This is a genomic window from Cellulomonas sp. 73-92 (assembly GCF_001898175.1).
GTDB lineage: Bacteria > Actinomycetota > Actinomycetes > Actinomycetales > Cellulomonadaceae > Cellulomonas.
On sequence record NZ_MKTH01000008.1, the window covers coordinates 50,807 to 75,320 of the forward strand.

General features: G+C 70.5%; 19 protein-coding genes. 13 read left to right on the forward strand and 6 right to left on the reverse strand.

All coding sequences use genetic code 11. The features are described 5' to 3' along the window. Positions 1 to 67: 67 nt before the first annotated feature. The 7 genes from rfbA (at position 68) to BGO37_RS03765 (ending at position 7,405) form a co-directional block, all read left to right on the forward strand. Positions 68 to 934 (forward strand): glucose-1-phosphate thymidylyltransferase RfbA, encoded by an 867-nt coding sequence (gene rfbA / locus BGO37_RS03735; protein WP_291752412.1) that lies wholly within the window; start codon positions 68 to 70, stop codon positions 932 to 934. 204 nt (positions 935 to 1,138) lie between these two features. Then, the gene (gmd, locus tag BGO37_RS03740) at positions 1,139 to 2,176 is read left to right on the forward strand and encodes a GDP-mannose 4,6-dehydratase (protein WP_291752414.1); all 1,038 of its coding nucleotides are present in this window, start codon (positions 1,139 to 1,141) and stop codon (positions 2,174 to 2,176) included. Continuing rightward, a complete protein-coding gene (locus BGO37_RS03745; RefSeq protein WP_291752416.1) occupies positions 2,173 to 2,982 on the forward strand; it encodes a glycosyltransferase in 810 nt (269 codons plus the stop codon). Before gmd ends, BGO37_RS03745 begins: the two co-directional genes overlap by 4 nt. Continuing rightward, positions 2,972 to 3,919 carry a GDP-L-fucose synthase gene (locus tag BGO37_RS03750; protein ID WP_291752419.1) on the forward strand — a complete coding sequence of 316 codons (948 nt, stop codon included), beginning with the start codon at positions 2,972 to 2,974 and terminating at the stop codon, positions 3,917 to 3,919. Before BGO37_RS03745 ends, BGO37_RS03750 begins: the two co-directional genes overlap by 11 nt. A gap of 36 nt (positions 3,920 to 3,955) precedes the next feature. Further along, the gene (locus tag BGO37_RS03755; RefSeq protein WP_291752422.1) at positions 3,956 to 5,263 is read left to right on the forward strand and encodes an aminotransferase class I/II-fold pyridoxal phosphate-dependent enzyme; all 1,308 of its coding nucleotides are present in this window, start codon (positions 3,956 to 3,958) and stop codon (positions 5,261 to 5,263) included. Further along, positions 5,256 to 6,470 (forward strand): glycosyltransferase family 4 protein, encoded by a 1,215-nt coding sequence (locus tag BGO37_RS03760; RefSeq protein WP_291752425.1) that lies wholly within the window; start codon positions 5,256 to 5,258, stop codon positions 6,468 to 6,470. Before BGO37_RS03755 ends, BGO37_RS03760 begins: the two co-directional genes overlap by 8 nt. Beyond that, entirely contained in the window at positions 6,467 to 7,405 is a 939-nt protein-coding gene (locus BGO37_RS03765; protein WP_291752427.1) for an NAD(P)-dependent oxidoreductase, read from the forward strand. Before BGO37_RS03760 ends, BGO37_RS03765 begins: the two co-directional genes overlap by 4 nt. Before the next feature lie 17 nt (positions 7,406 to 7,422). Here the strand turns inward: BGO37_RS03765 and BGO37_RS03770 are convergent, their stop codons facing one another. Next, a complete protein-coding gene (locus tag BGO37_RS03770) occupies positions 7,423 to 8,736 on the reverse strand; it encodes a hypothetical protein (RefSeq protein ID WP_291752429.1) in 1,314 nt (437 codons plus the stop codon). An 8-nt stretch (positions 8,737 to 8,744) separates the two neighbouring features. Further along, positions 8,745 to 10,673 carry a hypothetical protein gene (locus tag BGO37_RS03775; RefSeq protein ID WP_291752431.1) on the reverse strand — a complete coding sequence of 643 codons (1,929 nt, stop codon included), beginning with the start codon at positions 10,671 to 10,673 and terminating at the stop codon, positions 8,745 to 8,747. Between the two features lie 266 nt (positions 10,674 to 10,939). Here BGO37_RS03775 and BGO37_RS03780 point away from each other — a divergent pair, with 266 nt between their 5' ends. Together BGO37_RS03780 and BGO37_RS03785 are read left to right on the forward strand one after the other, a co-directional pair. After that, entirely contained in the window at positions 10,940 to 11,686 is a 747-nt protein-coding gene (locus BGO37_RS03780; RefSeq protein ID WP_291752433.1) for a glycosyltransferase family 2 protein, read from the forward strand. Beyond that, entirely contained in the window at positions 11,683 to 12,069 is a 387-nt protein-coding gene (locus tag BGO37_RS03785; protein ID WP_291752435.1) for a DUF2304 domain-containing protein, read from the forward strand. Before BGO37_RS03780 ends, BGO37_RS03785 begins: the two co-directional genes overlap by 4 nt. A 15-nt stretch (positions 12,070 to 12,084) precedes the next feature. Here the strand turns inward: BGO37_RS03785 and BGO37_RS03790 are convergent, their stop codons facing one another. Both BGO37_RS03790 and BGO37_RS03795 read right to left on the reverse strand, forming a co-directional pair. Then, positions 12,085 to 14,001 (reverse strand): hypothetical protein, encoded by a 1,917-nt coding sequence (locus tag BGO37_RS03790; protein WP_291752438.1) that lies wholly within the window; start codon positions 13,999 to 14,001, stop codon positions 12,085 to 12,087. Between the two features lie 196 nt (positions 14,002 to 14,197). Beyond that, entirely contained in the window at positions 14,198 to 16,243 is a 2,046-nt protein-coding gene (locus BGO37_RS03795) for a hypothetical protein (RefSeq protein ID WP_291752439.1), read from the reverse strand. A 457-nt stretch (positions 16,244 to 16,700) separates the two neighbouring features. Between BGO37_RS03795 and BGO37_RS03800 the strand changes: the two genes are divergently transcribed. Next, positions 16,701 to 16,955, forward strand: a complete 255-nt coding sequence (locus tag BGO37_RS03800) for a hypothetical protein (RefSeq protein WP_291752442.1) — start codon at positions 16,701 to 16,703, stop codon at positions 16,953 to 16,955. Further along, positions 16,955 to 19,357 (forward strand): hypothetical protein, encoded by a 2,403-nt coding sequence (locus BGO37_RS03805; protein WP_291752445.1) that lies wholly within the window; start codon positions 16,955 to 16,957, stop codon positions 19,355 to 19,357. The genes BGO37_RS03800 and BGO37_RS03805 overlap by 1 nt, the downstream gene beginning before the upstream one ends. Here the strand turns inward: BGO37_RS03805 and rfbD are convergent. Further along, a complete protein-coding gene (rfbD, locus tag BGO37_RS03810; RefSeq protein WP_291752447.1) occupies positions 19,342 to 20,205 on the reverse strand; it encodes a dTDP-4-dehydrorhamnose reductase in 864 nt (287 codons plus the stop codon). The two genes, BGO37_RS03805 and rfbD, sit on opposite strands and share 16 nt — an antisense overlap. A gap of 85 nt (positions 20,206 to 20,290) precedes the next feature. On the opposite strand from rfbD, the gene BGO37_RS03815 reads away from it, so the two are divergent. Both BGO37_RS03815 and BGO37_RS03820 read left to right on the forward strand, forming a co-directional pair. Continuing rightward, positions 20,291 to 20,914, forward strand: coding sequence for a dTDP-4-dehydrorhamnose 3,5-epimerase family protein (locus tag BGO37_RS03815; RefSeq protein ID WP_291752449.1), 624 nt, complete (start codon positions 20,291 to 20,293; stop codon positions 20,912 to 20,914). Continuing rightward, complete coding sequence (locus tag BGO37_RS03820; protein ID WP_291752451.1) at positions 20,911 to 21,852, forward strand: glycosyltransferase family 2 protein; 942 nt, start codon at positions 20,911 to 20,913, stop codon at positions 21,850 to 21,852. The genes BGO37_RS03815 and BGO37_RS03820 overlap by 4 nt, the downstream gene beginning before the upstream one ends. A 5-nt stretch (positions 21,853 to 21,857) precedes the next feature. Here the strand turns inward: BGO37_RS03820 and BGO37_RS03825 are convergent, their stop codons facing one another. Further along, complete coding sequence (locus BGO37_RS03825) at positions 21,858 to 24,323, reverse strand: glycosyltransferase (RefSeq protein ID WP_291752454.1); 2,466 nt, start codon at positions 24,321 to 24,323, stop codon at positions 21,858 to 21,860. Positions 24,324 to 24,514: the final 191 nt, after the last annotated feature.

The window sequence follows — 24,514 nt, forward strand, 5'->3', positions numbered from 1 at the left end:
ACCCGGACCGATGGATCCTACCGGTGCGTGCGGCAACGACCCTGACGGTGCGCCAGACTGGGGCACCATGCGCGGCATCATCCTGGCCGGTGGCTCCGGCACCCGGCTGCACCCCATCACCCTCGGCGTCAGCAAGCAGCTGGTCCCCGTCTACGACAAGCCGATGATCTACTACCCGCTCTCGACGTTGATCCTCGCCGGCATCAGAGACGTCCTCATCATCACCACGCCCCACGATGCGGAGCAGTTCCACCGTCTGCTCGGGGACGGGTCGCAGTTCGGGATCTCGATCTCCTACACCGTGCAGGACGTGCCGAACGGCCTCGCGCAGGCCTTCGTCCTCGGGGCCGACTTCGTCGGGAACGACGCCGCCGCGCTCGTGCTCGGGGACAACATCTTCTACGGCCCAGGCCTCGGCTCGACCCTGCAGCGGTTCGGGGACATCGACGGCGGGGCCGTCTTCGCCTACCGGGTCGCCGAGCCGAGCGCCTACGGCGTCGTCGAGTTCGACGACTCCGGCCGCGCGCTCTCGCTCGAGGAGAAGCCCGCACAGCCCAAGTCGAACTACGCCGTGCCGGGGCTCTACTTCTACGACAACGACGTCGTCGAGATCGCGAAGGGGCTCCAGCCCTCCGCACGCGGCGAGTACGAGATCACCGACGTCAACCGCGAGTACCTGCGCCAGGGTCGGCTGCGCGTCGAGGTGCTGCCGCGCGGCACCGCCTGGCTGGACACGGGCACGTTCGACTCGCTGCTCGAAGCATCCGACTTCGTCCGGACCATCGAGTCCCGTCAGGGACTCAAGATCGGTTCTCCCGAAGAGGCCGCCTGGCGCCGTGGATTCCTCGGCGACGACGAGCTCCGGGCCCGGGCCGAAGGACTCGTCAAGTCCGGCTACGGCACCTACCTGCTCGCCCTCCTCGCGCAGAAGTGAGCTCGCGGCCGCGATGGTGAGGGCGGCCCCCGGCACGGCTGCGCCGCGAACCGCCGCACGGGGCAGGGGGCGGCGCACGCGACGCCCCCCCTCCGCCCCGGGCCGCTCGGGGCGCGATCCCGGTGCACGCCCACCGCTACGATGTCGGCAGACCCCGGCGCATCTGGCCGGTCCGAACATGCGCCCACTGCGGAAGGAAAAGTCGTGACGGCAGGCACCCAGGACGCTCGGCGTCGAGCGTTCGTGACGGGCATCACCGGCCAGGATGGCAGCTACCTCGCGGAGATGCTCCTCGCGAAGGGATACGAGGTCCACGGACTCATCCGCCGCTCGTCGACCTTCAACACCAGCCGGATCGACCACCTCTACCGCGACGTGCACGACGAGCAGTCGAACCTGTTCCTCCACTACGGCGACCTCTCAGACGGTTCCCGGCTCGCCACGCTGCTGGACAGCATCCAGCCGCAGGAGGTCTACAACCTCGCGGCCCAGTCGCACGTCCGGGTCTCCTTCGACGAGCCCGAGTACACCGGCGACGCCACCGGTCTGGGCGCGATCCGCCTGCTCGAGACCATCCGCATGATCGGCCTGCACTGCAGGTACTACCAGGCGTCGAGCTCGGAGATGTTCGGCGCTACGCCGCCGCCGCAGAACGAGACCACCGCGTTCTACCCGCGATCGCCGTACGGGGCCGCGAAGGTCTACGCCTACTGGGTGACCCGCAACTACCGCGAGGGCTACGGCATGTTCGCGGTCAACGGCATCCTCTTCAACCACGAGTCGCCGCGCCGGGGCGAGACCTTTGTGACCCGCAAGATCACGCGGGCAGTGGCGCGGATCGCTGCCGGTCAGCAGACCGAGCTGTACATGGGCAACCTCGACGCGATCCGAGATTGGGGCTACGCGCCCGAGTACGTCGAAGCCATGTGGCGCATGCTCCAGAACGACGAGCCGTCCGACTACGTCGTCGCCACGGGCACTAAGTACACCGTGCGTGACTTCCTCAGCACGTCCTTCGACCGCGTCGGCCTCGACTGGGAGAAGTACGTGAAGTTCGACCCGCGCTACCTGCGGCCCACCGAGGTCGATGCACTGATCGGCGATCCCAGCAAGGCGCGAGACGTCCTGGGTTGGACGCCCAAGGTGCACGCACCGGACCTCGCCCGGCTCATGGTGGACGCCGACATCGAGGCGCTCAAGCACGAGGGCCGCCCGTGGATCGACACCGTGACGTGGGCATGACGGACGGTTCCGTCCTCGTCGTCCTGCCAACCCTGGGCGACAGGCTCGACACCCTCGAGCTGACGCTCGCCACCATCGACGCCCAGCGCGACGACGTCCCGCTACGGCTCGTCGTCGTCGCCCCCGAATCCGCCTCCGCAGCGCGTGACCTGGCGCTGAGCCACGGTGCGACGGTCGTCGGCGACCCGAAGTCCGGCATCTCAGCGGCGATCAACGCGGGCATCGACGCGGCCGGCTCGGAGAGCTACTACGCGTGGATGGGCGACGACGACCTGTTCCGACCGGGCGGCCTGCGCCGGCTCCTCGACCTGATGCAGAGCGGGCCAGACGTGGTGGTCACCTATGGCGGCTGCGACTACATCGACCCGCAGGGCAACGTCATCGGGACCTCTCGGGCGGGACGAGCTGCACGCTGGCTGCTGCCCTGGGGCCCCGACCTCATCCCCCACCCGGGCTCGATGATCCGCCTCGACGCGATGCGGGCGGTCGGCCTGTTCGATCCGACCTTGCGGTACGCCATGGACCTCGACATGTTCCTCCGCCTTCGCTCCAGTGGCAGGTACCTGTCGACGCGGGAGCCGGTCTCCGCCTTCAGGTGGCACCCGGACTCTCTGACCGTGGCCAATCGCCAGGCATCCAGCGCCGAGTCCGAGGCCGTCAAGCGCCGCCACCTGGCCCCCGCACTTCGTCCCGTCGCGCCGCTCTGGGAGTTCCCCGTCCGGTGGGCTGCGTCGCGGGCAGCCACAGCGGTCTCGCGCAGAGCCCGGCGACTCGCCCACGAGGGAGAGGTAACCCATGCTGTCTGACAAGTCCGGCACGACGTACGTCGCCGGGCACCGCGGGCTGGCGGGATCGGCGATCTGGCGACGGCTCGAGGCCGACGGGTGGACGAACCTCGTCGGACGTACGAGCGCGGACGTCGATCTGAGGGACCGGGAAGCGACCCGCAGGTTGTTCGACGAGATCCGGCCGACGACGGTCGTCATTGCCGCCGCGCGTGTCGGCGGCATCCTGGCGAACGACACCTTCCCGGCCGAGTTCCTGTCCGAGAACCTGCGCATCCAGGTGAACCTCATGGACGCGGCGCTGGAGCACGGCGTGGATCGGCTGCTGTTCCTCGGCTCGTCCTGCATCTACCCGCGCTTGGCGCCTCAGCCGATCAAGGAGGAGTACCTCCTTACCGGGCACCTGGAGTCCACGAACGAGGCCTACGCCATCGCCAAGATCGCCGGGATCATGCAGGTCCAGTCCGTTCGCCGGGAGTACGGGCGCCGGTGGATCTCCGCCATGCCGACCAACCTCTACGGGCCAGGGGACAACTTCTCGCCGGACGGCTCCCACGTGCTGCCCGCGTTGATCCGGCGCTACGTCAACGCGGCCGAGACTCACGCACCCGAGGTCGTCAACTGGGGCTCCGGCTCGCCGCTGCGCGAGTTCTTGCACGTGGACGACCTCGCATCGGCGGTGTCGTTCCTCCTGGACCACTATGACGATCCGTCGACGATCAACGTCGGGACCGGGGAGGACCACTCCATCCGCGACATCTCAGCGATGGTCGCCGACGCGGCGGGCTACACGGGGACCACCCGGTGGGACACGTCGCGTGCCGACGGCACTCCGCGGAAGCTTCTCGACGTGTCGCGGTTGCGGGGTCTCGGCTGGAACCCTTCCATCGCGCTCGACGATGGCATCGCCGCGACCGTCCAGTGGTACCGCGAGAACCGCGACCACGTTCGGTCCTGACGCCCAGATCCCACCGAATGCAAAGGTAGCGCCACCGTGTCCCAGGCCCTGACCGGCAACCCCGTCCCCGCCGCGGACGACGCCGCGGCTCGCCGCGGCGCCATCCGCGCGCAGATCGACCTCCTCGTCAAGGAGCACTTCGAGCTGCTGCCCCCGCTTCCCGACGACGAGTGCCCGTTGTCGGTGCCGCTCTACGGTGCCGAGGAGGTCGGCGGCGCGATCGACTCGCTGCTGACCCAGTACGTCACCATGGGCGCCCGGGTCAGGGAGTTCGAGGCAGCGTTCGCGAGCTACGTCGGGTCGAAGCACGCGATCATGGTGAACAGCGGATCCTCGGCGAACCTGCTCGGTCTCGCCGTGATGTCGAGCGCGGCCGTCCCCGGGGCTCTACGTCCCGGCGACGAGGTGATCGTGCCCGCGGTGACGTGGGCGACGAGCCTGTCGCCGATCCTTCAGTACGGGTGCGTCCCCGTGCTCGTCGACGTCGACCCCAAGACGCTCAACCTCCGTCCGGAGGACTTGCGGGACGCCCTCTCCGCCAAGACGCGCGCCATCATGCCGGTGCACCTGCTCGGCAACCCGGTGGACATGGAACCGCTGATGCAGTTCGCGCGCGAGCACGACCTGTGGGTGATCGAGGACACCTGCGAGTCCCTCGGCAGCAGCGTCGGCGGCCGGATGGTCGGCACGTTCGGGCATTTCGGCACCTACTCGTTCTACTTCTCCCACCACATCACGACCATCGAGGGCGGCATGGTCGTCACGGACGACGACCACCTCGCCGAGCTGGCCAGGTCGATCCGGGCGCACGGCTGGACGCGAGACATGCCCAGCGGCAAGGAGATCGAGTCCGCGAACCCCTGGATCGACCCTCGGTTCCTCTTCGTGCACATCGGCTACAACCTCCGTCCGATGGAGCTGCAGGCCGCGTTCGGTCTCGTGCAGCTCCGCAGGCTGGAGGAGTTCAACGAGCAGCGCCGCGCCAACGCCGACTACCTCCTGTCCGCCTTGGCCGATCTGTCCGACGAGCTCGAGTTCGTCACCGAGCAGGCCGGCGCACGGTCCACCTGGTTCGGGTTCGCCGTCATGGCCAAGGACGCCGTGACGCGACGCGCGCTCTGCGACCACCTCGAGGCCCGCAAGATCGCCACACGGCCGATCGTCGCCGGCAACCTCGCCGTTCAGCCGGCGTTCCGCGACAACCCGCACCGGACCGTCGGATCGCTCGCCAACGCGACGCAGGTCGGTGAGCGTGGGCTCTTCGTGGGGAACCACCCGAACCTGACCCAAGGCCACCTCGACCACATCGCCGAGGGCTTCCGCAGCTTCTTCGGTCGTGCCTGAGCCCGTGGCGCAGCGTCCCGTCCTGTGGCTGCACAGCCACTTCCTCATGCCTGGCGGGGGCACGAAGATGATCTTCGAGGTGACGCGCCGCCTGGCGGAGCGTCGGCCGGTCACAGTCCTCGTGGAGCGAACCTCACCGCTGTGGAGCGAGCGATACGCCGAGGCGGGGGTCGAGCTGCGCGAGATCGGGGGGCCCACCTCGACGTCGATGGCGTACTGGGGGGCGTTCCCGGCCTTCCTCGAGCGGGACCGCCGCGCTGTGGAGAAGGCGGCGGCGGATGCCAGCGCCGTCGTGTCAAGCTTCTTCCCGATGCCGTGGGCGGGGGCCCGGGCAGCGCGGAGGCATGGCCTGCGTCATGTCAGCCTGTGCTTCGAGCCCTTCCCGTTCTTCCATGACGCCGAGGTCGTGGGCATGTACTCGGCGCCGAAGCGCGCGCTGCTCGCCTTCCTCCGCGCGGCGTACGGTCGGGTGGACGTCACCGGGATCCGTGCCGCGGATGCTCTGCTGACCCTCAACGAGACGACGAAGGGCCAGGTGACCCGCACCTATTCGCGGACGGACGCCGTCTGCACGTATGCCGGTGTCGACACGGAGTTCTTCCGGCCGTACCGACCCGAGGAGACGCGGGACCTGGCAGAACGGGTCGGCGTCGGGCCCATCGTCGTGCACTCGACGGACTTCTCTCCCATCAAGCGCACCGACCTGGCGCTCGAGGCCTTCGCCGTGGCGTCCCGCACGGTGCCAGACGCGCGGCTGGTCATCACGAGCACGAGGGACGACGCCGCCGAGCAGGCTCGGCTCGTCAGGAGGGCCGAGGAGCTGGGCGTCTCCGATCGCGTCAGCTACCTGGGGTTTCTTCCGTTCTCCGACCTGCCCCGGCTGTACTCGCTCGCGGACGTCCTGCTGCAGACCGGGACGTCGCTCGTCTCGGGGGCGACCTCGATGTCGCTGCCGGTGAAGGAGGCGCTCGCCTGCGGCACGCCCGTCGTTCGCTCGGGCGTCACCGGTGAGGACGTCGAGGACGGTGTCTCGGGCTTCCTCGTCGACCCGACCGACAGCCAGACGACCGGATCTCGCCTCGCGACGATCCTCGGTGACCGCACGAAGGCGGCGGAGATGGGCGAGGCCGGCCGCCTCCGGATCGCCGCCACCTACACCTGGGACCGGGTGGTCGACGTCGTCGAGGCTGCGCTGGACGCGAGATGACCGAGCCGCGACGCGCGCTCGTCACGGGCGTCAGTGGCTTCGCCGGCCGTCATCTCGCGCGCCGGCTCCTGGCTGACGGCTGGCACGTCGCCGGAACCGTCCACCGCCGATCGTCGGGCGTCGACGGTGTGGCGGAGTACCCCGTCGAGATCGACGATGTCGCCGCGTTGCGGTCGCTCGTCGAAGCGGAGCGCCCGTCGCACCTGTTCCACCTCGCCGCGATCGTGGACACGGTGACCACTCCGGACGTGCTGGCGCTCTACCGCACCAACACGCTCGGGACCGCCGCCGTGCTGCAGGCCGCGACGGATGTCGGGTGCGTGGAGCGGGTACTCGTCACCAGCTCTGCGTTCGCCTACGGCCGCCCGCCGGCGGATGGGCGACCGGTGCGCGAGGACGACGCGCTCGTACCGCTGACGTCGTACGGCTCGTCGAAGGTCGCTGCCGAAGCCATCGCCCTCCAGTGGTCCCGCGCCTCCGGTGTCGACCTCGTCGTGACTCGCGCCTTCCAGCACACGGGGCCGGGACACGTGGGCGCCTACGCGCTGTCGGACTGGGCACGTCAGCTCGCCGCCGGGGCCACCGAGGTCCACGTCGGAAACCTCGACGTCGCACGGGACTACCTGGACGTGCGTGACGTCGCCAGCGCCTATTCGACGGTCATGGAGCTCGGTCGGCCGGGCGCGGTGTACAACGTCGCCAGCGGCGTCCCGGTGACGATGCGTGCGCTGCTCGAGGGCCTCATCGAAGCGTTCGGTGGCACCGCTCGGATCGTCGTCGACCCCGACCGTGTCCGCGCGGTCGATGTGCCGGTCTTCGTCGCCGATGTCACGCGACTGCGTGAGGACACCGGATGGCGCCCCACCTTCACGCTGCCGCAGACGATGGCCGACCTCGCCGCCTGGTACCGCGCAGCGGGCCCGGGTCGACCGTGAAGCCCGCCTGAGCGAGCTCAGGCGGCTGATCGACCGCCCGAGCCGCCGGCGGCCCGCGCGGTGCCGCGCAGCGCGAACGCGTGCACGGCGATCCCGGCCACGGGTCCTGCCGCGAGCGCGAGTATCGCTCTGGCGGAGAGCGACATCGGTGCGAACACGAGGCCGAGCGACACCGCCATCGCTACGAGCCAACCGGCCGCGTAGGCACGATGGTGTGCCAGGGACAGGACGCCCGCACCCGTCATCGTGAGAACCGCCAGCGCGACGGCGGCGAGCGTCAGTGCCCCGAGCACCACACCGCTGACGCGGTACGCGGGCCCGAAGAACAGCCCCATGAGCGGCGGACCGACGAGCGCGGCCAGCACCGCCCCGATCACCCCGACGCCCACGATTCCGCCGATGACACGGACCATCGCGGCAGCCCGCCCCCGGCGAGGGTCGAGGAAGTAGCCGATCGCGACGCCCTGGAACGCGTTGAGAGGAATGAGCAGCGGCGCCCGTGTGACGGAGATCGCGAGCACGAGCGGGGCCGCGGTCGCCCACTCGGCCGTCGTGGAGCTCAGGCGCAGCAGGGTCGGGAAACCGACCACCAGGGCGGACGATCCCAGCGCGGCCAGCATGGCCTGCAGGGACCGCCTGACGACCTGTGCCGGCGGGGCATCAGCCGGCGCCCGGATCGCGCTCCGGAGGGTGGGCGACACGAGCGGCATCAGCAACCAGAGAGCGGTGGACGCGGTCGCGGCAGCCTCGAAGCCACCGAGGCCGACGCCGGCGAGCGCTGCCGCGCCGACGATCACGAGTCGCAGCAACGACTCCGCGCCGATCAGGACCGCCGTCGCCGACCATTGCCGTCGGCCGGACATGATGCCCACGACCGTCAGATGGCCGGAGTAGACCATCCCGCCGCCACACAGGAGGAGCACCGCCAGCGGGGCGGAGCCGACCAGCACGGATGAACGCCACCAGGGAGACGCCGCCAGGGCGAGCACCGTCAGCGCGGCTGCCACGACGAGGGACCACAGCAGGATCGGCGAGCGGCGGCGCGGGGCCAGCGGCACCGCTGGCAGCATCTCCGCCGTGGCGACCGCGCGGGTCGCCTCCTGCTGCAGGCCCCCGTACACGCCGATCAGGGCGAAGAGCAGCGACCAGTACACGAGGAAGTCCGCGTTGCGCGCAGGGCTCAGCACGTGCGCGACGATCACGAGCACGCCGTAGCCGGACACGGCGGCGACGCCCGATGCGATGCCGATCGACGCCGCCCCGGAACCGGTGATGAGGGGGCCGTTGCCCGCCCGCTTCCCGGTGGCGGGCCCCTTCACGCTCGCGTCCACACCCCGCCTCATCGCGTGGGCACGACGTCGTAGAGGTAGTACGTGACCGGTCCCTGGGCCACGGTCTGACGTGCGGCCAGGCAGGGCTGGTCGAGCGGCTGCTGGCTCAGCACGTGGGCGAGGTGCTGCTGCGCGAACGGGTCGCATGAGTCGAGTCGGACCTGGACGACGTCCGCCTGGACCAGGGTGAGCGGTGGTGCCGTCGGATCTGCCGTCCAGTTCACGTGGGCGTAGCGGTCCCAGATGGTCCGGTCGCTGCCATCGGGATCGAGTTCCGCCCACATCTCCTGCGTCGGCCAGCCCTGCACACCGCTGTACGCCTCCACACCGGTCTCCCGTAGCACCGCCGTTGCACCGAGGGGCCCGACGGCGACCCATGCGCCGGGCTCGTCGGCCTCCGCCTTCTCGATCGCCTGCCCGACACTCGTCGACCGCAGGTCGAGAACTCCCTGGTAGAGCGGGTTCACCCAGCCCGCGACGACGAGGCCGACGAGCGCGACCAGCACGGCCGGAACCGTGGCGCGGCCTCGGGAGAACATCGCGAGCGCGAACGCGAGCAGTACCAGCATCGGCACCCAGGCCAAGGCGTTGGCCAGCACGGCGGGGGCGGCAGCTCGCACCCGGTGCCACACCGCGAGGTGATCGGCGACGACGAGCACCACGGCGCCTGCGGTGGTCCACCACGGAATCGTCAACCCGCCTCCCTCACGCAGCCGTCCCACGACCAGTGCGAGCAGCAAGATCGACACCGTCCCGAACCCGATCACGATGCGCGGCATGTTCACGCGGTCGAGCAGGAGCACATGGGCCACCGGGTCCCACCCGGGCACGTAGACGAAGGCGAGCAGCAGGACGAGCGAACCGACCGTCGCGACGATCGCCCAGTCGACCTCGCGCAACCGGCGCCATCGGGACCAGACGAGCCACGCGGCGGACGCCAGGAGATACAGCCCGAGAAGCACGAAGCTCGAGCCCTCCGACGCATTGGGGGCGAAGCCTCTGATGTCGCCGTGCAGCGCTGACGCGAAGACCCCGGCGTACATCGCCGTCCACGGGAAGCCGGCAGACTGCCCCGTCGGCACCCGCCGAGCACCGGGGTAGACGGTGGCGTTGACGGCGTCCACCGCGGCATGGTGGGTCGTCAGGAATGCCACGACCGCCAGCCCGGCGGCGGCAGCCGCGACTCCCAGCGGCACCAGCCGACCCCACCGTTGCCGCCAGCTCCCGGCGAAGGAGCTGCGCGTGGCGAACCATCCGATGCAGAAGGCCGCCGCGGGGTAGACGCACGGGATGAGGTACGGCGGGTAGAGCGAGACCGCCGAGACCGCGACGACGTAGCCGGTGAGCCCCGCCGCGGCCCAGCGTTCCCACCGCCGCCGGCTGCGCAGCAGCACCACCATCGCCGCGCAGGCGGTCGCCGCGGCTGCGGGGGGCCAGAAGCTGCCCGCGCCGAACCACCACTGGAAGAACGGTGACACGGCGAAGGCACCGGCGACGGCCAGCGCCGCGAACGGCCGACGCCACAGCACGCACACGAGGGCGAAGACGGCGGCCGTCATCACGAAGAACGGCAGCCACCATCGGAAGGCGAAGGCGTAGTCGAGCGGCAGGACGAAGAAGCCCCACATGTGGGGCCGGAGCAGCACGGACCAGTCGCGCGTCGGGAGGTCCCAGACGATCGACGCGTCGAAGCCGCCCGGAAGGACCCCGTTGAAGCGCGGCAGTCCCTGGTCGACCTGGGACACGGTGAGCGGCGTCGAGACGAGCCACTCGTCGCTGCGGATCGGCCACGGCCTCCCCACGAGGAGGCGGGGATCAGCGCCTCCGAAGAACTGCGAGTAGAGCACCCCCATCGACGACCCGCTGATCCGCAACGCGACCAGGGCGGTGAAGAGGAGTGAGAGACTCCCGAGGCCGAGCACCACCTGGCGGCGCACCGGCAGTGGGCTCCGACGCGGCGAGGACCACCGGGTGCTGGCCGAGCGCCACCCATCGACCAGTGCGTTCGTCCGGCGAGGTGCCCGTTCCGGGGTCACGACCGGCAGCGCCGGAGAACTCATGGGTGTTGCCCTACTCGGATCCGGACGGACTCGGACAGGTGATCCTCTCATGGGCGCGGCCAACGGCTGACCGCGCCCCAGACCGGTGCGCGCCGGTGGCGACGCCGCGTCCCTCGCATCGACCACCTCGGTAGAGTGCCCGCATGCCCAACCCGTCGCCCCGGCGCGTGCTCGTCGTCATGCCGGCCTGGAACGAGGAGCAGACGGTGGGAGCCACCGTCCTCGAGGTCCGCCGCTGCGCACCTGACGCGAGCATCCTCGTCGTCAACGACGGCTCGACGGACCGGACGAGCGAGGCGGCGCGTCAAGCCGGGGCCATGGTCGTCGACCTGCCGATCAACCTCGGGGTCGGCGGCGCGCTGCGAACCGGTTACCGGTTCGCGCTGCGGCACGGCCACGATGTCGCGATTCAGGTGGACGCCGACGGTCAGCACGATCCGGCACAGATCGGTCGCCTTCTCGCCACGATGGACGACGAGGGTGCGGACATCGTGATCGGCTCGCGCTTCGCCGGCGCCGGCGACTACGAGGTGCACGGTCCCCGTCAGTGGGCGATGAAGCTGCTGTCGACCGTCCTGTCGCGCGTGACCCGGACGCGCCTCACGGACACCACATCCGGCTTCAAGGCGTGCGGCCCTGCGGCGATCGCCCTCTTCGCCGCGGACTACCCGGCCGAGTACCTCGGTGACACGGTCGAGTCGCTGGTCGTCGCGGCGCGCGCCGGCCTGCGCGTTCGCCAGGTGGCCGTGACGATGCGCGAGCGAGCAGGCGGCCGCCCCTCGCACCGACCGTTCCGCGCCGCGGTCTTTCTCGGTCGCGCCATCCTGGCGCTGCTCATCGCGCTCTCTCGACCGGCAACGGCCCCCATCACCCATGAAGGCACTGCATGAGCGGCTACGTGTTCGCCCTCGCCCTGACGGTCATCGTCCTGGTGATGCTCTTTCTCCTCATGCGCCGACGGCGCATGCGCGAGAAGTACGCGGCGGTGTGGATCGTGCTCGCGCTGGCCGTCGTCGTGCTCGGGGTCTTCCCTCGGCTTGCGGTCTGGCTGGCGGCGCTCGTCGGCGTCGAGACGCCGGTCAACCTGGTCTTCGCCGTGGCCTTCGTCGTCCTGCTCCTCGTGTGCATCCAGCTGTCCGTCGAAGTCTCGGGTCTCGAGGAGGAGACGCGCACGATCGCCGAGGAGCTGTCTCTGCTGCGCTTCGAGGTCGAGCACCACGTCGAGGCATCCGGGCCGACCCGCGAGGCGTCGTCGAGCTCCGATCCGGCCTGACCGGTTCGCGCCGGGTCAGGGCGCACGCACGACGTCATAGATGTAGTACGTGACACCGCCCGACGGGATCCGGGCACGCTCCGCGAGGCACGGCTGGGCGGCGGGTCCCTCGGACAGGACGTGGGACAGGTGTGTCTGGGCGAAGGTGTCGCACGAGTCCAGGCGCACCTGGACGACATCCAGGTGCGCGAGCGTGATCGGAGGCGCGCCAAGGTCGGCGACCCAGTTGACGTGCGCGTAGCGGTCCCACGTGGTCAGGTCGGACTTGTCCGGGTCCAGCGCGTCCCACATCGATGCCGTGGGCCACGCCTGGACCCCGCTGTAGGACTCCACGCCGGTCTCCCGCAGCACGGAGGTCGCCCCCAGTCCCCCGACAGCGACCCAAGCACCGGGCGCCTGGGCATCGGTCCGTTCGATCGCCTGACCGATGTCCGTCGAGCGCAGGTCGAGGACCCCCTGGTACACGGGGTTGACCCAGCCGGCGGCCACGAGACCGACGATGGCGGACAGCAGTGCCGGCACGGTCGCACGACCGCGGGAGAACATCGCCGTTGCTAGCGCGAGCAGGACAAGGGCGGGAATCCACCACAGCGCGGTGACCAGGACCAACGGTGCCGCGGTGCGGACACGGTGCCACACGGCCAGGTGGTTGCCCACCACCAGGAGCACCGCGACGGCGGTGGTCCACCACGGGATGCGGCCCGGCGGATCGGTCCGAAGACGCCCGACGACGAGCACCAGCAGGATGATCGAGGCGACCCCGTACCCGATGACGATCCGGGGCATCTCGACCCGGTCCAGCAGCAGGAGGTGGGCCAGCGGACCCCAGCCGGGCACATACGTGTAGGCGGCCAGCAACGCGAAGGAAGCGAGCACGCCGACGAGCGCCCAGTCCATCTCGCGCCGCCGTCGCCACTGGCGCCACACCAGCCATCCGGCGGACGCCACCAGGTACAGACCGAAGAAGATGAAGCTCGACCCCTCCGAGGCGTTCGCGGCGAACCCGGTGACGATCCCGCGGAGCGCCGACGAGAAGACGCCCGCGTACATCGGCGTCCAGGGGAACTCGTCGGCCCGACCGGGAGGCGTCAGGCGCTGCCCCGGGTACACCGTCGAGGTGACGGCGTTGACTGCCGCCGCGTGGGTCAGCAGGAACGCCCCGGCCGCCACGCCCGCGGCCACCGCGGCGACGCCCAGCGGGATCAGGCGCCGCCAGCGCGCCGACCACGCCAGCTCGGTCGAGCTGCGCGTGGCGAACCAGCCGACGCAGAAGCCGATCGCCGGGTAGAAGCAGGGGATGAGGTAGGGCGGGTAGAGCGCGATCACCGCCACCGCCACGAGGTACCCCGCAACCGCTGCCGCCGCCCACCGCATCCATCGACGCGGCGCCCGCAGCAGCACCACCATCGCGCCGGCGGCAGCCGCGGCGGCCGCCGGCGGCCAGAAGCTCCCCGAGCCGAACCACCACTGGAAGAACGGCGAGACCACGAAGGCACCGGCCACCAACCACGATGCGATGGTCCGACGCCAGAGCAGGCAGGCCAGGACGAACACGGCCGCAGCCGCGACGAACAGGGGCAACCACCACCGGAACGCGTAGGCGTAGTCCAGCGGTAGGACGAAGAAGCCCCACTCGTGCGGGCGGAGCAGCACCGACCAGTCGCGAGTGGGCAGGTCCCACACGATCGACGCGTCGAAGCCGCCGGGCAGGACCTCGCTCATGCGCGGCAGCCCCTGCTTCACCTGCGAGATGATGAGCGGATTCGCGACGAGCCACTCGTCGCTGCGGATCGGTCGTTCGGTGCCGGCGAGGAGGTGCGGATCCGCGCCGGAGAAGAACTGCGAGTACAGCAGCCCCATCGACGAACCGTTGATCCGCAGCGCGACGAGCCCGGCGAACATCACGGCATAGCCGGCCAGCCCGTAGGCCACCTGCCGCAGGAGCGGGACCCGGCTCGGCCGAGTCCATCGGCGGTACCACACTGCCCATGTTCGAGGTGCGCTCGGCAGCGCCAGAACCTCGTGGCGCGTAGTGGACATCGACCCGTCGCTCCTCACCGTCATGGCCGCGGCGGTCGCCCGACCCCCGCGAGGATACCGACCGCTGGGGACCATCACCGGCGGCGGGTCACCAGGAGAGGACGCGATCCGACAACCCATCCGGCTCCAGCAACCGCCGTACACCGTCCGCCGAGCCCGGCGGGACCACGACGACCGCCTCGGGCTCGTTGAGCACCGCGTCCCTGACCAGCGCAGCGAAGTCGGCGTCGGTCATCTGGGCGGGCGTCTTCACGGTCCGCATCAGAGCGTCGTCGGTCACGGTCCAGCGGCCCGTCAGGGCGTAGTACCACTGGGACAGCAGGAACCAGGCGACGCGTGGCGACGACGAGGGGACGGCGTAGACCACGGGAACGGCACGTCCGTCGTCGGCACGTGCCGCCGCTACGAGCGTCGCCGCTTCGGGGAGCGGTGCAGCACCGATCGCCAGGAAGTCGGCTCGAGCCGAGATACCGGGGGCGATCACACCGCCGATCGAGCTCGGGAACTTGTGCGGGGTGCCGTAGGCCTGGGCCACCCCTGCCGTCAGCGCCACCGACACGACGGCGGCGACGGCCGACGTCCCGACGCGCCTGGTCGACCAGCCCCGTCGAACCCCGAACCCCGGCGCCAGGACGGCCACGGCGCAGCACAGCACGATCGCCGACACGATCTGGGTCGCGATGGCGAACTTCCAGAAGTAGTACCCCACGTCGCCGGACTGCCGGATCTGTGCCCACGCGATGAGGCCCGACACGACGAGCCCCACCAAGGGGACGCAGCCGAGGGCACCCAGCCGCAGCACGTCGTCGCGATGCGCCGCACCTCGCGGGTTGCGGAGGTGCGCCAGCCCGAGGCCGCACGCGGCCAGGGCGAGGGCTCCGGTGAGAACGAAGACGCTGAACGGCACCTGGGTGATGCCACCCGGGATCTGGAGGATGTCGCTCAACGGCGGGTTCTGTCGCAGCATCGACCAGGCGACGCCGAGCCACAGGAGACCCGCGACGACGGGCACCAGTGCGCGTGCCCACTCCGACCACAACCGCGGCCATCGAGAACGCCGCAGGGGCAGGAGGGCGACGCCGGCCCCGAACACACCCATGACCAGCAGCAGCGACCAGTTGTGGGCGACGCCAAGGACTGCCCCCACCATCGCGACGAGCAGACCGACACTGCCCGGTTTGCTCATCTGAAGGCCGATCAGGGGGAGGCAGCACAGCATCGCGACCGCGAGGTAGAAGTTGGGGAAGCCGTCGTGCACCAGGAGCCCTCCGGGGCCCAGCCCGAAGGTGACGACGGCGAACGTGGCGATGGGCAGGGCGAGCAACGGACGGCGACGAAGTGCCGGCAGCGAGCAGATCCCGGCGACGACGGTGACCAGGGCACCGACGAGGACGATCGTCATCGCGCGCCCGTAGGCGACGAGGTCGGTGGCGACGTCTGCGGCCCCCACGCCCGCGAGACCTTCCATGACCGTGGCCGCCACGGCGTGGAAGCCCTGCGGATAAGGACCGTAGGTCCACTCGCCGAGAGCTCCCGTGGGCGCGTGGATCACCATGACCCCGAACCGCCGGATCATCTCCGTCATGTTGTAGTGGGCCACGTTGTCCCAGCCCGCGAAGAACCGCGTGAGCTCTCCCGCCGCCGACACGGACTGAAGGCCGGGCTGGTAGATCCAGAGTGCCCCCGCGGCGGCCGCGGCCAGCACGGCATCCGTGCCGCGCAGGCGGGGCCACAGCAGCCGCACCCGATCGAGCGTGCTGCGCCAGACGACCCAGCCGACGAGAACGCCGATCACGACACCGAGGATCACCCCGAAATGGCCCACCCCACCGACGGGCAGTCGCCACCACCACGTGACGGGGACCCACCCCAGGAACACGCAGCCCGCGATGAGCACCCGGCGCGCCAGCTCCCGAGACGTGGGCACCGCCAGCCCGGCCACGACCATGACGGCCAAGGCCGGCAGCCCACGCAGCACCTGGGCCTCGACGAGCCACGCGGCGGTCCCACCTGCGAGTGCACCCGCGGCCACCGCGGCGACACGACGGAACCACGGCCGCGGCGCGCCGGTGAGCAGGTCGGGGGATGTCCCGGAATCGACGCTCCCGCTCGGCGCTGCCATCTGTGTGTGCACGGACACCGACGGTACCGTTTCGGCCCGCTCGGGCCCGTATCTTCTCGAGGCCGCTCCCGGGCCCGCCGAGGCTCACCTGATCCGACGTGCGCTCAGGCGTGTCCCCCGGGGCGGGACGCGCCACCGTCTATCGTGAAGCGCCCACCCCAGAGCAGCATTGCGAGGTCCCGTGCGACGCACGACGTTGCGCACCGTCGCCGTGGCCGGAGGACTCGCCGTCCTTCTGGCCGGGTGCACGTCGCACACCGCCGCACTCCCGGCGGCAACCGATCCGACTGCGGGGGGATCGAGCACCGCGGCCATGCCGACGCAGTCCGTGGTTGCGGCATCACCGGTCCCGTCGCCGGTCGTCACGCCGAGCGTGGCGCCAAGGCCGACCGTGGAGGCACCGACGGCGACGCCCGGCGACACTCGCACGCAGGTTGCCGTGACGGTCACCTCGGCGCAGTGGAACTCCGTGACGCGGGCCATCGAGGTCAGCTCGTTCGTCCCGGTGGTCGAGGACGGCGGGACCTGCACACTGACGGTGACGCTCGGCTCTGCGACCGTGAAGGTCGACGGACAGGCGTACGCCGACGCCAGCTCGACGTCCTGCGGACTCCTCACCGTTCCGGCGAAAGACCTCTCCAAGGGGACCTGGCATGCCGATGTCTCCTACGGATCGCCACACACGCGCGGCAGCTCCGCGCCCCAGCCCGTCGAGGTGCCGTGATGCATGCCAGGCCACGCCGCGCAGTAGTCGCCCTCATCACGGCGGTCGCGTCGGTGGTGACGTCAGTTGCGTTCTTCGCCGTGGCTCCGGTCCCCGCCGCACAGGCCGCGGCCAACGCCATTGACTTCGACCCCAGCGACATCGTCAGCGACGCGGTGTTCTTCGACTGGACGACGATGTCGGCGTCCGACATCCAGGTGTTCCTCAGCCAGAAGGGCGCCACGTGCCAGCCCGGTAGCGACGGCACTCCCTGCCTCAAGGACTTCCGGCAGGACACCACGACGCGATCTGCCACCGACCGGTGCCCGGGCGGCTACGCCGGGGCGACCGGCGAGAGCGCCGCAACGATCATCGCCAAGGTGGCCCAGAGCTGCGGCATCAACCCGCAGGCGATCATCGTCATCCTCCAGAAGGAGCAGGGCCTCGTGACCGCGTCCGGCAGCGGCTTGTTTGCCAGCCGCTACCGGAGCGCCATGGGCTACGGGTGCCCGGACTCGGCCGCTTGCGACAGCACCTACTACGGCTTCTTCAACCAGGTGTACTCGGCGGCGTCGCAGTTCCGGAACTACGCGCTCAACCCGACGCGATACAGCTACCGCGCAGGCGTCGTGAACACGATCGCCTACTCACCGACGACCGGGTGCGGGTCGTCCCAGGTGCTGATCCAGAACCAGGCGACCGCCGGCCTCTACGACTACACGCCGTACCAGCCGAACGCCGCAGCGCTGGCCGCCGGCTACGGAGCATCCTCCGACGCGTGCGCGTCGTACGGGAACCGCAACTTCTACCTCTATTTCACCGACTGGTTCGGTCCGACGACCCAGCGCGCGCCGATCGGCGTGGTGGACTCGGTGTGGACCAGCGACCAGGGTGTCACCGCCAACGGCTGGGCCTTCGACCCGGACACGACCGCGCCGATCGTCGTCCACGTCTACGTCGACGGCCGGGACATAGCGGCAGCCTGGACATCGATCTCCCGTCCGGACGTCGCCGCCGTCTACAGGAAGGGCGACCTGCACGGCTATTCGATCTTCGCCCCGGCGGCCCCAGGGGTCCACCGGGTGTGCGTCTACGCGGTCGACTCGGCCGGACTCTTCGCGCCTGAGATCGGCTGCCGGACCGTCACGGTCGTCGACCGCCCGCCGCTGGGGGTGGTCGACTCCGCCACGGTCGCGGGCGGTCAGCTGACCGTCCGGGGGTGGGCGTTCGACCCTGACACCACCGGGCCGATCGTCGTGCACGTCTACGTCGACGGACGCGACGTCGCCGCCAGCTGGACCGACATCTCGCGGCCCGACGTCGCGGCCGTCTACGGCGACGGTGACCTGCACGGCTACTCGATCGCGGCGGCAGCCTCGGGCGGCCCCCACCGGGTGTGCGTCTACGCCGTCGACACCGCCGGCGCCTACGCCCCTGAGATCGGCTGCCAGATGGTGAACGTGGTCAACCGCCAACCGATCGGCGTGGTCGACAGCGCCACGGTGGCGGGAGGTCAGCTCACCGTCACCGGCTGGGCCTTCGACCCCGACACCACCGCGTCGATCGCCGTGCACTTCTACGTCGACGGCACGTGGACCACTGCCACCACCGCGGCCCTGTCCCGGCCTGACGTCGCTGCCGTCTACGGCATGGGGCCGCTGCACGGCTACGGCATCACGATCCCGACGACTCCCGGCCCGCACCGCCTCTGCGCGTACGCGATCGATGCGACGGGCGGCGTGAACCCCGAGATCGGCTGCGCCTCCTTCGTCGGTCCCGATCCGGGGGCCCTCGCCCGGGGCGCGGTCGAGAACCTCACCCTGAACACCACGACAGCCACCGCGACGGGCTGGGCGCTCGACCCGGACACCACCGCCCCGATCCAGGTCCGGGCGTACGTCGATGGCGTGCTCGCAGGAAACATCATCGCCGCAGCCTCCAGGCCGGACATCGCCGCGACGTACGGCGACGGTGACCTGCACGGGTACACGTTCGCCTTCATCGTCCCTCCCGGGACTCACACGGCGTGCGTGCGCGGCGTCGACGCCAACGCCGGCGTCGAGTCCGACCTCGGCTGCAAGACCGTGACGGTCGCCGCCAACGCCGCCAACAGGGCCCCCACGGGAGTCATCGACTGGGCAACCGCCTCCGGCGGCCAGCTCACCGTTGCAGGGTGGGCCTTCGACCCCGACACCTCCATGTCGATCGACGTCCGGTTCACCATCGACGGCACGCCGGCGGGCGACGGCCTTGCCGCCGGCCTGCGGCCCGATGTCGACGCGGTCTACGGCGACGGCGCGGCGCACGGCTACACGATTCCGCTGGCTACCCCGGCCGGCGCGCACACGGTCTGCCTGTTCGGCGTCGATCCCGCCACCGGAACGGCGGCCAAGCTCGCCTGCACGGGCTACACCGCGGGCTGAGCCTCGCCGATGACGAGCGGCGCCGCGGCATCCCACCGCTCGCGCCAAGGGCCGATCGGCGCAACGCCGATCGCCGTCAGCGCGTCGTGGCCGAGGACCGAGTAGGCCGGACGCGGCGCCGGACGGACGAAGGCCGTGCTCGTGGTCTCCCCGACGATCGCGGCGTCGAGCCCCGCGGCGGTGACGACCGCCCGCGCGAACTCGTACCACGACGTCTCGCCCGAGGAGGTGCCGTGATACGTCCCCGAGGGCGCGCCGTCGAGCACCAGTCGCACGACAAGGTCGGCGAGGTCGACCGTCCAGGTCGGCTGCCCCACCTGGTCGGTGACGACGGCGAGGGGCCCACCCGCGCGGGCCACACGGGCGATGGTCTTGGGGAAGCTGTTGCCATGAGCGCCGTAGAGCCATGCCGTGCGCACGATGAGGTGCCGGGGTGCCATGGCGCGCACCGCCCACTCCCCCGCGGCCTTGGTGCGGCCGTATGCAGAGCGGGGTGCCGGCGGGGCGTCCTCGGCGTAGGGCGACGACGCGACGCCATCGAACACGTAGTCGGTGGAGATGTGAAGCATCCGCGCACCGGTGCGGCCAGCTGCTCGCGCCAGGTTCGCGGCTCCGACAGCGTTCACCGCGAACGCGGCGCCCTCCTGCTCCTCCGCGGGATCGACGGCTGTGAAGGCCGCGCAGTTCGCCACGACGTCGTGGCCGGGCACGGCGGCCAGGACCGCCTCCGGGTCGGTGATGTCGAGCGTGTCCCGGTCGACGGCCGTCACAACTTCACCTTCGGCGCTCAGCCGTGCGATGAGGTCTTGACCGAGCATCCCGTAGGACCCGACGACGAGCCAGCGCATGTGCCCTCCCGCTGCAGTTGACCGACGTGGCAGCCTATCCGCCTCGCTAGGCTGGCCGACGCCGCCCGACAGGAGAGGACCGAGAATGACGTTCCGCGCACTCCGTCTACCTGGAGCATGGGAGTTCACCCCACGACAGTTCGCCGACCCGCGGGGCGTCTTCCTCGAGTACTTCCAGGGAGCGCCGTTCGCGCAGACGGTCGGACACCGACTGACGGTGGCCCAGGCGAACCTGTCCGTCTCCGCGGCGGGCGTCGTCCGGGGTCTGCACTACGCCGACGTGCCACCGAGCCAGGCGAAGTACGTCACGTGTGCGCGTGGCGCCGTGCTGGACGTCGTCGTGGACATCAGGGTCGGTTCTCCGACGTTCGGTCAGTGGGACTCGGTGCTGCTCGATGACTCCGACCGGCGCGCCATCTATCTGTCGGAGGGGCTGGGGCACGCCTTCATGTCCCTGGAGGACGGCTCGACCGTGCTCTACCTGTGCTCGGCGCCCTACGCACCGGGCCACGAGCACGGCGTGAACCCGCTGGACCCCGCGCTCGGCATCACGTGGCCGACGACCGCGCGCGACGGGGGTCCCCTGACGCCGCTGCTGTCCGACAAGGACGCGGCTGCCCCGTCTCTCGCGGAGGCCGTCGCCGGAGGCCTGCTTCCGCGGTGGGAAGTCGCCCTGGAGTTCGAGCGTTCGCTGGCACCCGAGAAGTGACACCGCCCGCCACGATCGAGATCCTGATGGCCGCCTACCAGGGCGGCGCCTACATCGATGCGCAGATCGAGTCGGTGCTCGCCCAGACGTGCCACGACTGGGTGCTGCGAATCCGGGACGACAACTCCGCGGACGACACCTATGCCGTCGCGCAGCGCCGCGCTGCGGACCACCCCCACCGCATCGTGGTGAACCAACGGCCGTCCAACAGCGGTTCCGCGAGCCAGAACTTCCTCGAGATGCTCGTCGGGTCGACCGGGCGATATGTCATGCTCGCCGACGACGACGACGTCTGGCGAGAAGACAAGGTGGCGCTCACGCTGGCCGAGATGCAGCGGATCGAGGCCTCGGTCGGCGCCGGGGTGCCTGTTCTCGTCCACACCGACGCCGCGGTCGTCGACCAATCCCTGCGGATCACATCACCCTCGATGGCGCACGTCCAGAAGCTGCCCGTCCACGAGACGCGGCTGGCGCGGCTCCTGGTACAGAACTCCGTCACCGGGTGCACGGTCATGATCAACCGAGCGCTGGCCGACCTGGTGCGCGAACCGTTCGACGGGGTCGCGATGCACGACTGGTGGCTGGCGCTCATCGCGGCGGCCTTCGGTCGCATCGGGTACGTCGAGGCGCCGACCCTGCTCTACCGGCAGCACGGCGGCAACGCCGTCGGTGCGGTCGATGCGCGAGATGCCCGCTACCTGCTGGGACGCGCGCTCGACGGCAACGAGACCCGGGCACGGATGCGAGCGGCATCGGCCCAAGCCTCGGCCTTCCTCGCGCAGTTCGGCGATCGCCTCTCCGCCCGGGACCTTTCCGCGGTGGCCACGTGCGCCGGTCTGGAGAACCGCGGCAAGCTGGCCCGCGTCACGGACATCGCCCGCTCAGGCCTCTGGAAGAACACCGCACTCCGGAGAATCGGGCAGATCCTCCACGTCTGACCACCTCAGCTGCGTCCGGACAGTTGCCTCTTCACCCGGCCCGTCACACGCCGGCTCACCTCTCGGAGCCCGCCCACTCGGAAGTAGGCCCCGGCCAGACGCACGGAACCGACCAGGCCGAGCCGACGCACCGGTCGCCGCACCCTGGCCGTCGCCATGGGCGAACCGCTCGTGATGGGCAGATCGGCGGCGCGCCGCGGAGACCGGCTGAACGCCACGAGAGGTCGGAGCACAGCGCTCCAACGGAACTGCGCGACGACGCCGGTGACATTCTCTCGCGCGGCCTGCGCGGCAGCCCGGTCGTAGAGCATCTCCTCCAGCGCGGCCGCCAACTCGTCGACATCACGCGCCGGCACCACCCTGCCCAGCCCGCGCGACGCAATGAGATCCGCGAACGTGTCACCCTCGGTCGCCACGATCGGGAGCGACGCCCACAGGTAGTCGAGCATCCGCGTCCGGAAGCTGAACGTCGTCTCAACGTGCGTGAAGTGGGTCGAGACGCCGATGTTGGCGTCGAGGAGGTAGTCCGCCCGCTCGTCGTATGCCACCCAGCCCTCGTTGAAGAAGACGACGCGGTCGGTCAGACCCAGCTCGTCGGCGAGCTGCCGGGTCTCCCAGGCAACCCTCATCTTCGGCACGCCGGGGTTCGGGTGCGACATGCCGAGGAAGAACAGGCGGACGTCATCGTGCTTCCTATCGAGGGCCGCGACCGCGCGGACGAGCGTCAAGGGGTCGAACCAGTTGTAGAGGCCGCCACCCCACAGGATCACCTTGTCGTCCATGCCGATCCCGGGAACGGCGCCTCGGATCGCGTGCCGCCGCTGCACCGGCGGCTCGTCGCTGACCCCGAACGGCACGACTGCCAGCAGCGACGCGAGCGTCTGGTCCTCGTCGTACACCGCGGGGTTGACCCGCCCCTGGCCCGCCAGCTGGCCCAGCCAGAAGTCGCGCTGCTTCTCGGAGGCGCACAGCATGAAGTCCGCGCGCGCGATCGTCTCGTTCAGCACCCGCGTCGCGTCGGCGACCGCCAGCTCCCGCTCCCCCGGGGGCAGGTCCTTCGCCTGCTCGAGCTGCTCGAGGTGCATCGGGTCGTAGAGGTCCGCGACGAGGATCTTGGACGTCGCCGCGAGCCAGGGCGCGACCTCGAGCAAGAGACCCTGGAAGACGATGACGTCGGCCCACTCCAGCGCCTTGCTCAGCCCGTCGCCCCACTCGGAGGACACCCGGAACGTGTCCGACGACACGCGGCAGCCTCCGGTCGACACGAGCCACACGTCGTGCTCGTCGGCCAGCGCCTTGGCGATCTCCCACGCGCGGATCGCGGGGCCCGCCATCTTCTCCAGCAGCGGCTCTCCCGTGACGACGAGGATCCGCTGGCCGCCCGTCAGGTGTTCCGCGATGCCGAAGGCGTCGACGAGCTCGTCGTGCGCCTTGACGTAGGAGGCCATGCCGTAGGCCGGCTCGAAGGCGTCGCGAAAGAGCGGGAAGAGCTCGCGGTCCGAGCGGCGCCGACGCGCCTGGATGTCGCGACGCGACTCCTCCAGGGACGAGAGCTGGCCGACGAACCCATCGATCGCGAACGTCGAGGTCAAGGCTGTCTTGTCAAGCTCGAGCGTGAGCTTGTCGTCGCCGCCCGGCGACCGCTCGAGGTCGAGCACCGACGAGTCGGTGCCGCTCATCGCCAGCGCGCGACGCACGGCGAGCATCAGCGCCGCCGGCAGGGTGTGGGTCAACGTCTCGTCGTCGTAGTTCTTGTACATCGCCATGAGGGCGTTGCGCTCGAGCAGGTAGCGCTCGCGGAAGCTGCCGAACTTGGCCATCGTCGCGTGGTGCTTGTGGAACGCGATCGAGCGAGGCTCGTAGCGCACCCGCCAGCCGAGCAGGTTGAGCCGCCAGCCGAGGTCGACGTCCTCGTAGAACATGAAGAACCGCTCGTCGAAGCCGCCGACCTCGCGGTAGACGCCGGCCCGCATCACCATCGCCGCACCGGTCGCGAAGAGCACGTCCCTCGGCCGGTCGAAGTCGGTCGAGTCCGGCCGCTCGGCGTGGGGCTTGTAGCCCATGCCGTACCAGGTGAGCGCGGCGCCGACGTAGTCGACGAGCTTGCCGTCCCAGTCGAGCACCTTGCAGGCCACCGCACCGCAGCGGTCGTCGGACTCCAACGTCGCCACGGCTGCGGTGAGCCAGGAGCGGTCCGCTCGCGCGTCGTTGTTGAGGAAGGCGACGTACTCGCCCGTGGCGTGCGCCACGCCGAGGTTGCAGCCGCCGGCGAAGCCGGTGTTGGACGGCGACTCGACCACCAGGGCGCCGGGGACCGCGTCGCGGATGCGGGCCGCGCTGCCGTCGCTCGACGCGTTGTCGACGACCACCATCTCGAGGCGCTCAGCGGGCCAGTCGAGGCTCGTCAACGAGCGCAGGCACGCGATCGTGTCGTCGGCGCCCTTGTAGTTGACGAGAACGACGGACACCACGCCCGTGCGCCCCTCGTCAGACGCTCGTCGCGACGCCGTCATTCGCCCTCCAAGACCGCTCTCGTCCCGGAACTCGGGCGCGTCAGCGATCCTAGCCAGGCCCCCCGTGCTGCCCGGGGCAGCCAGGATCTCGACCTAGGTCCGTTACGCTACGACGCAGTGTTCGCGCGCTCAGGACCTGCAACGCGCAC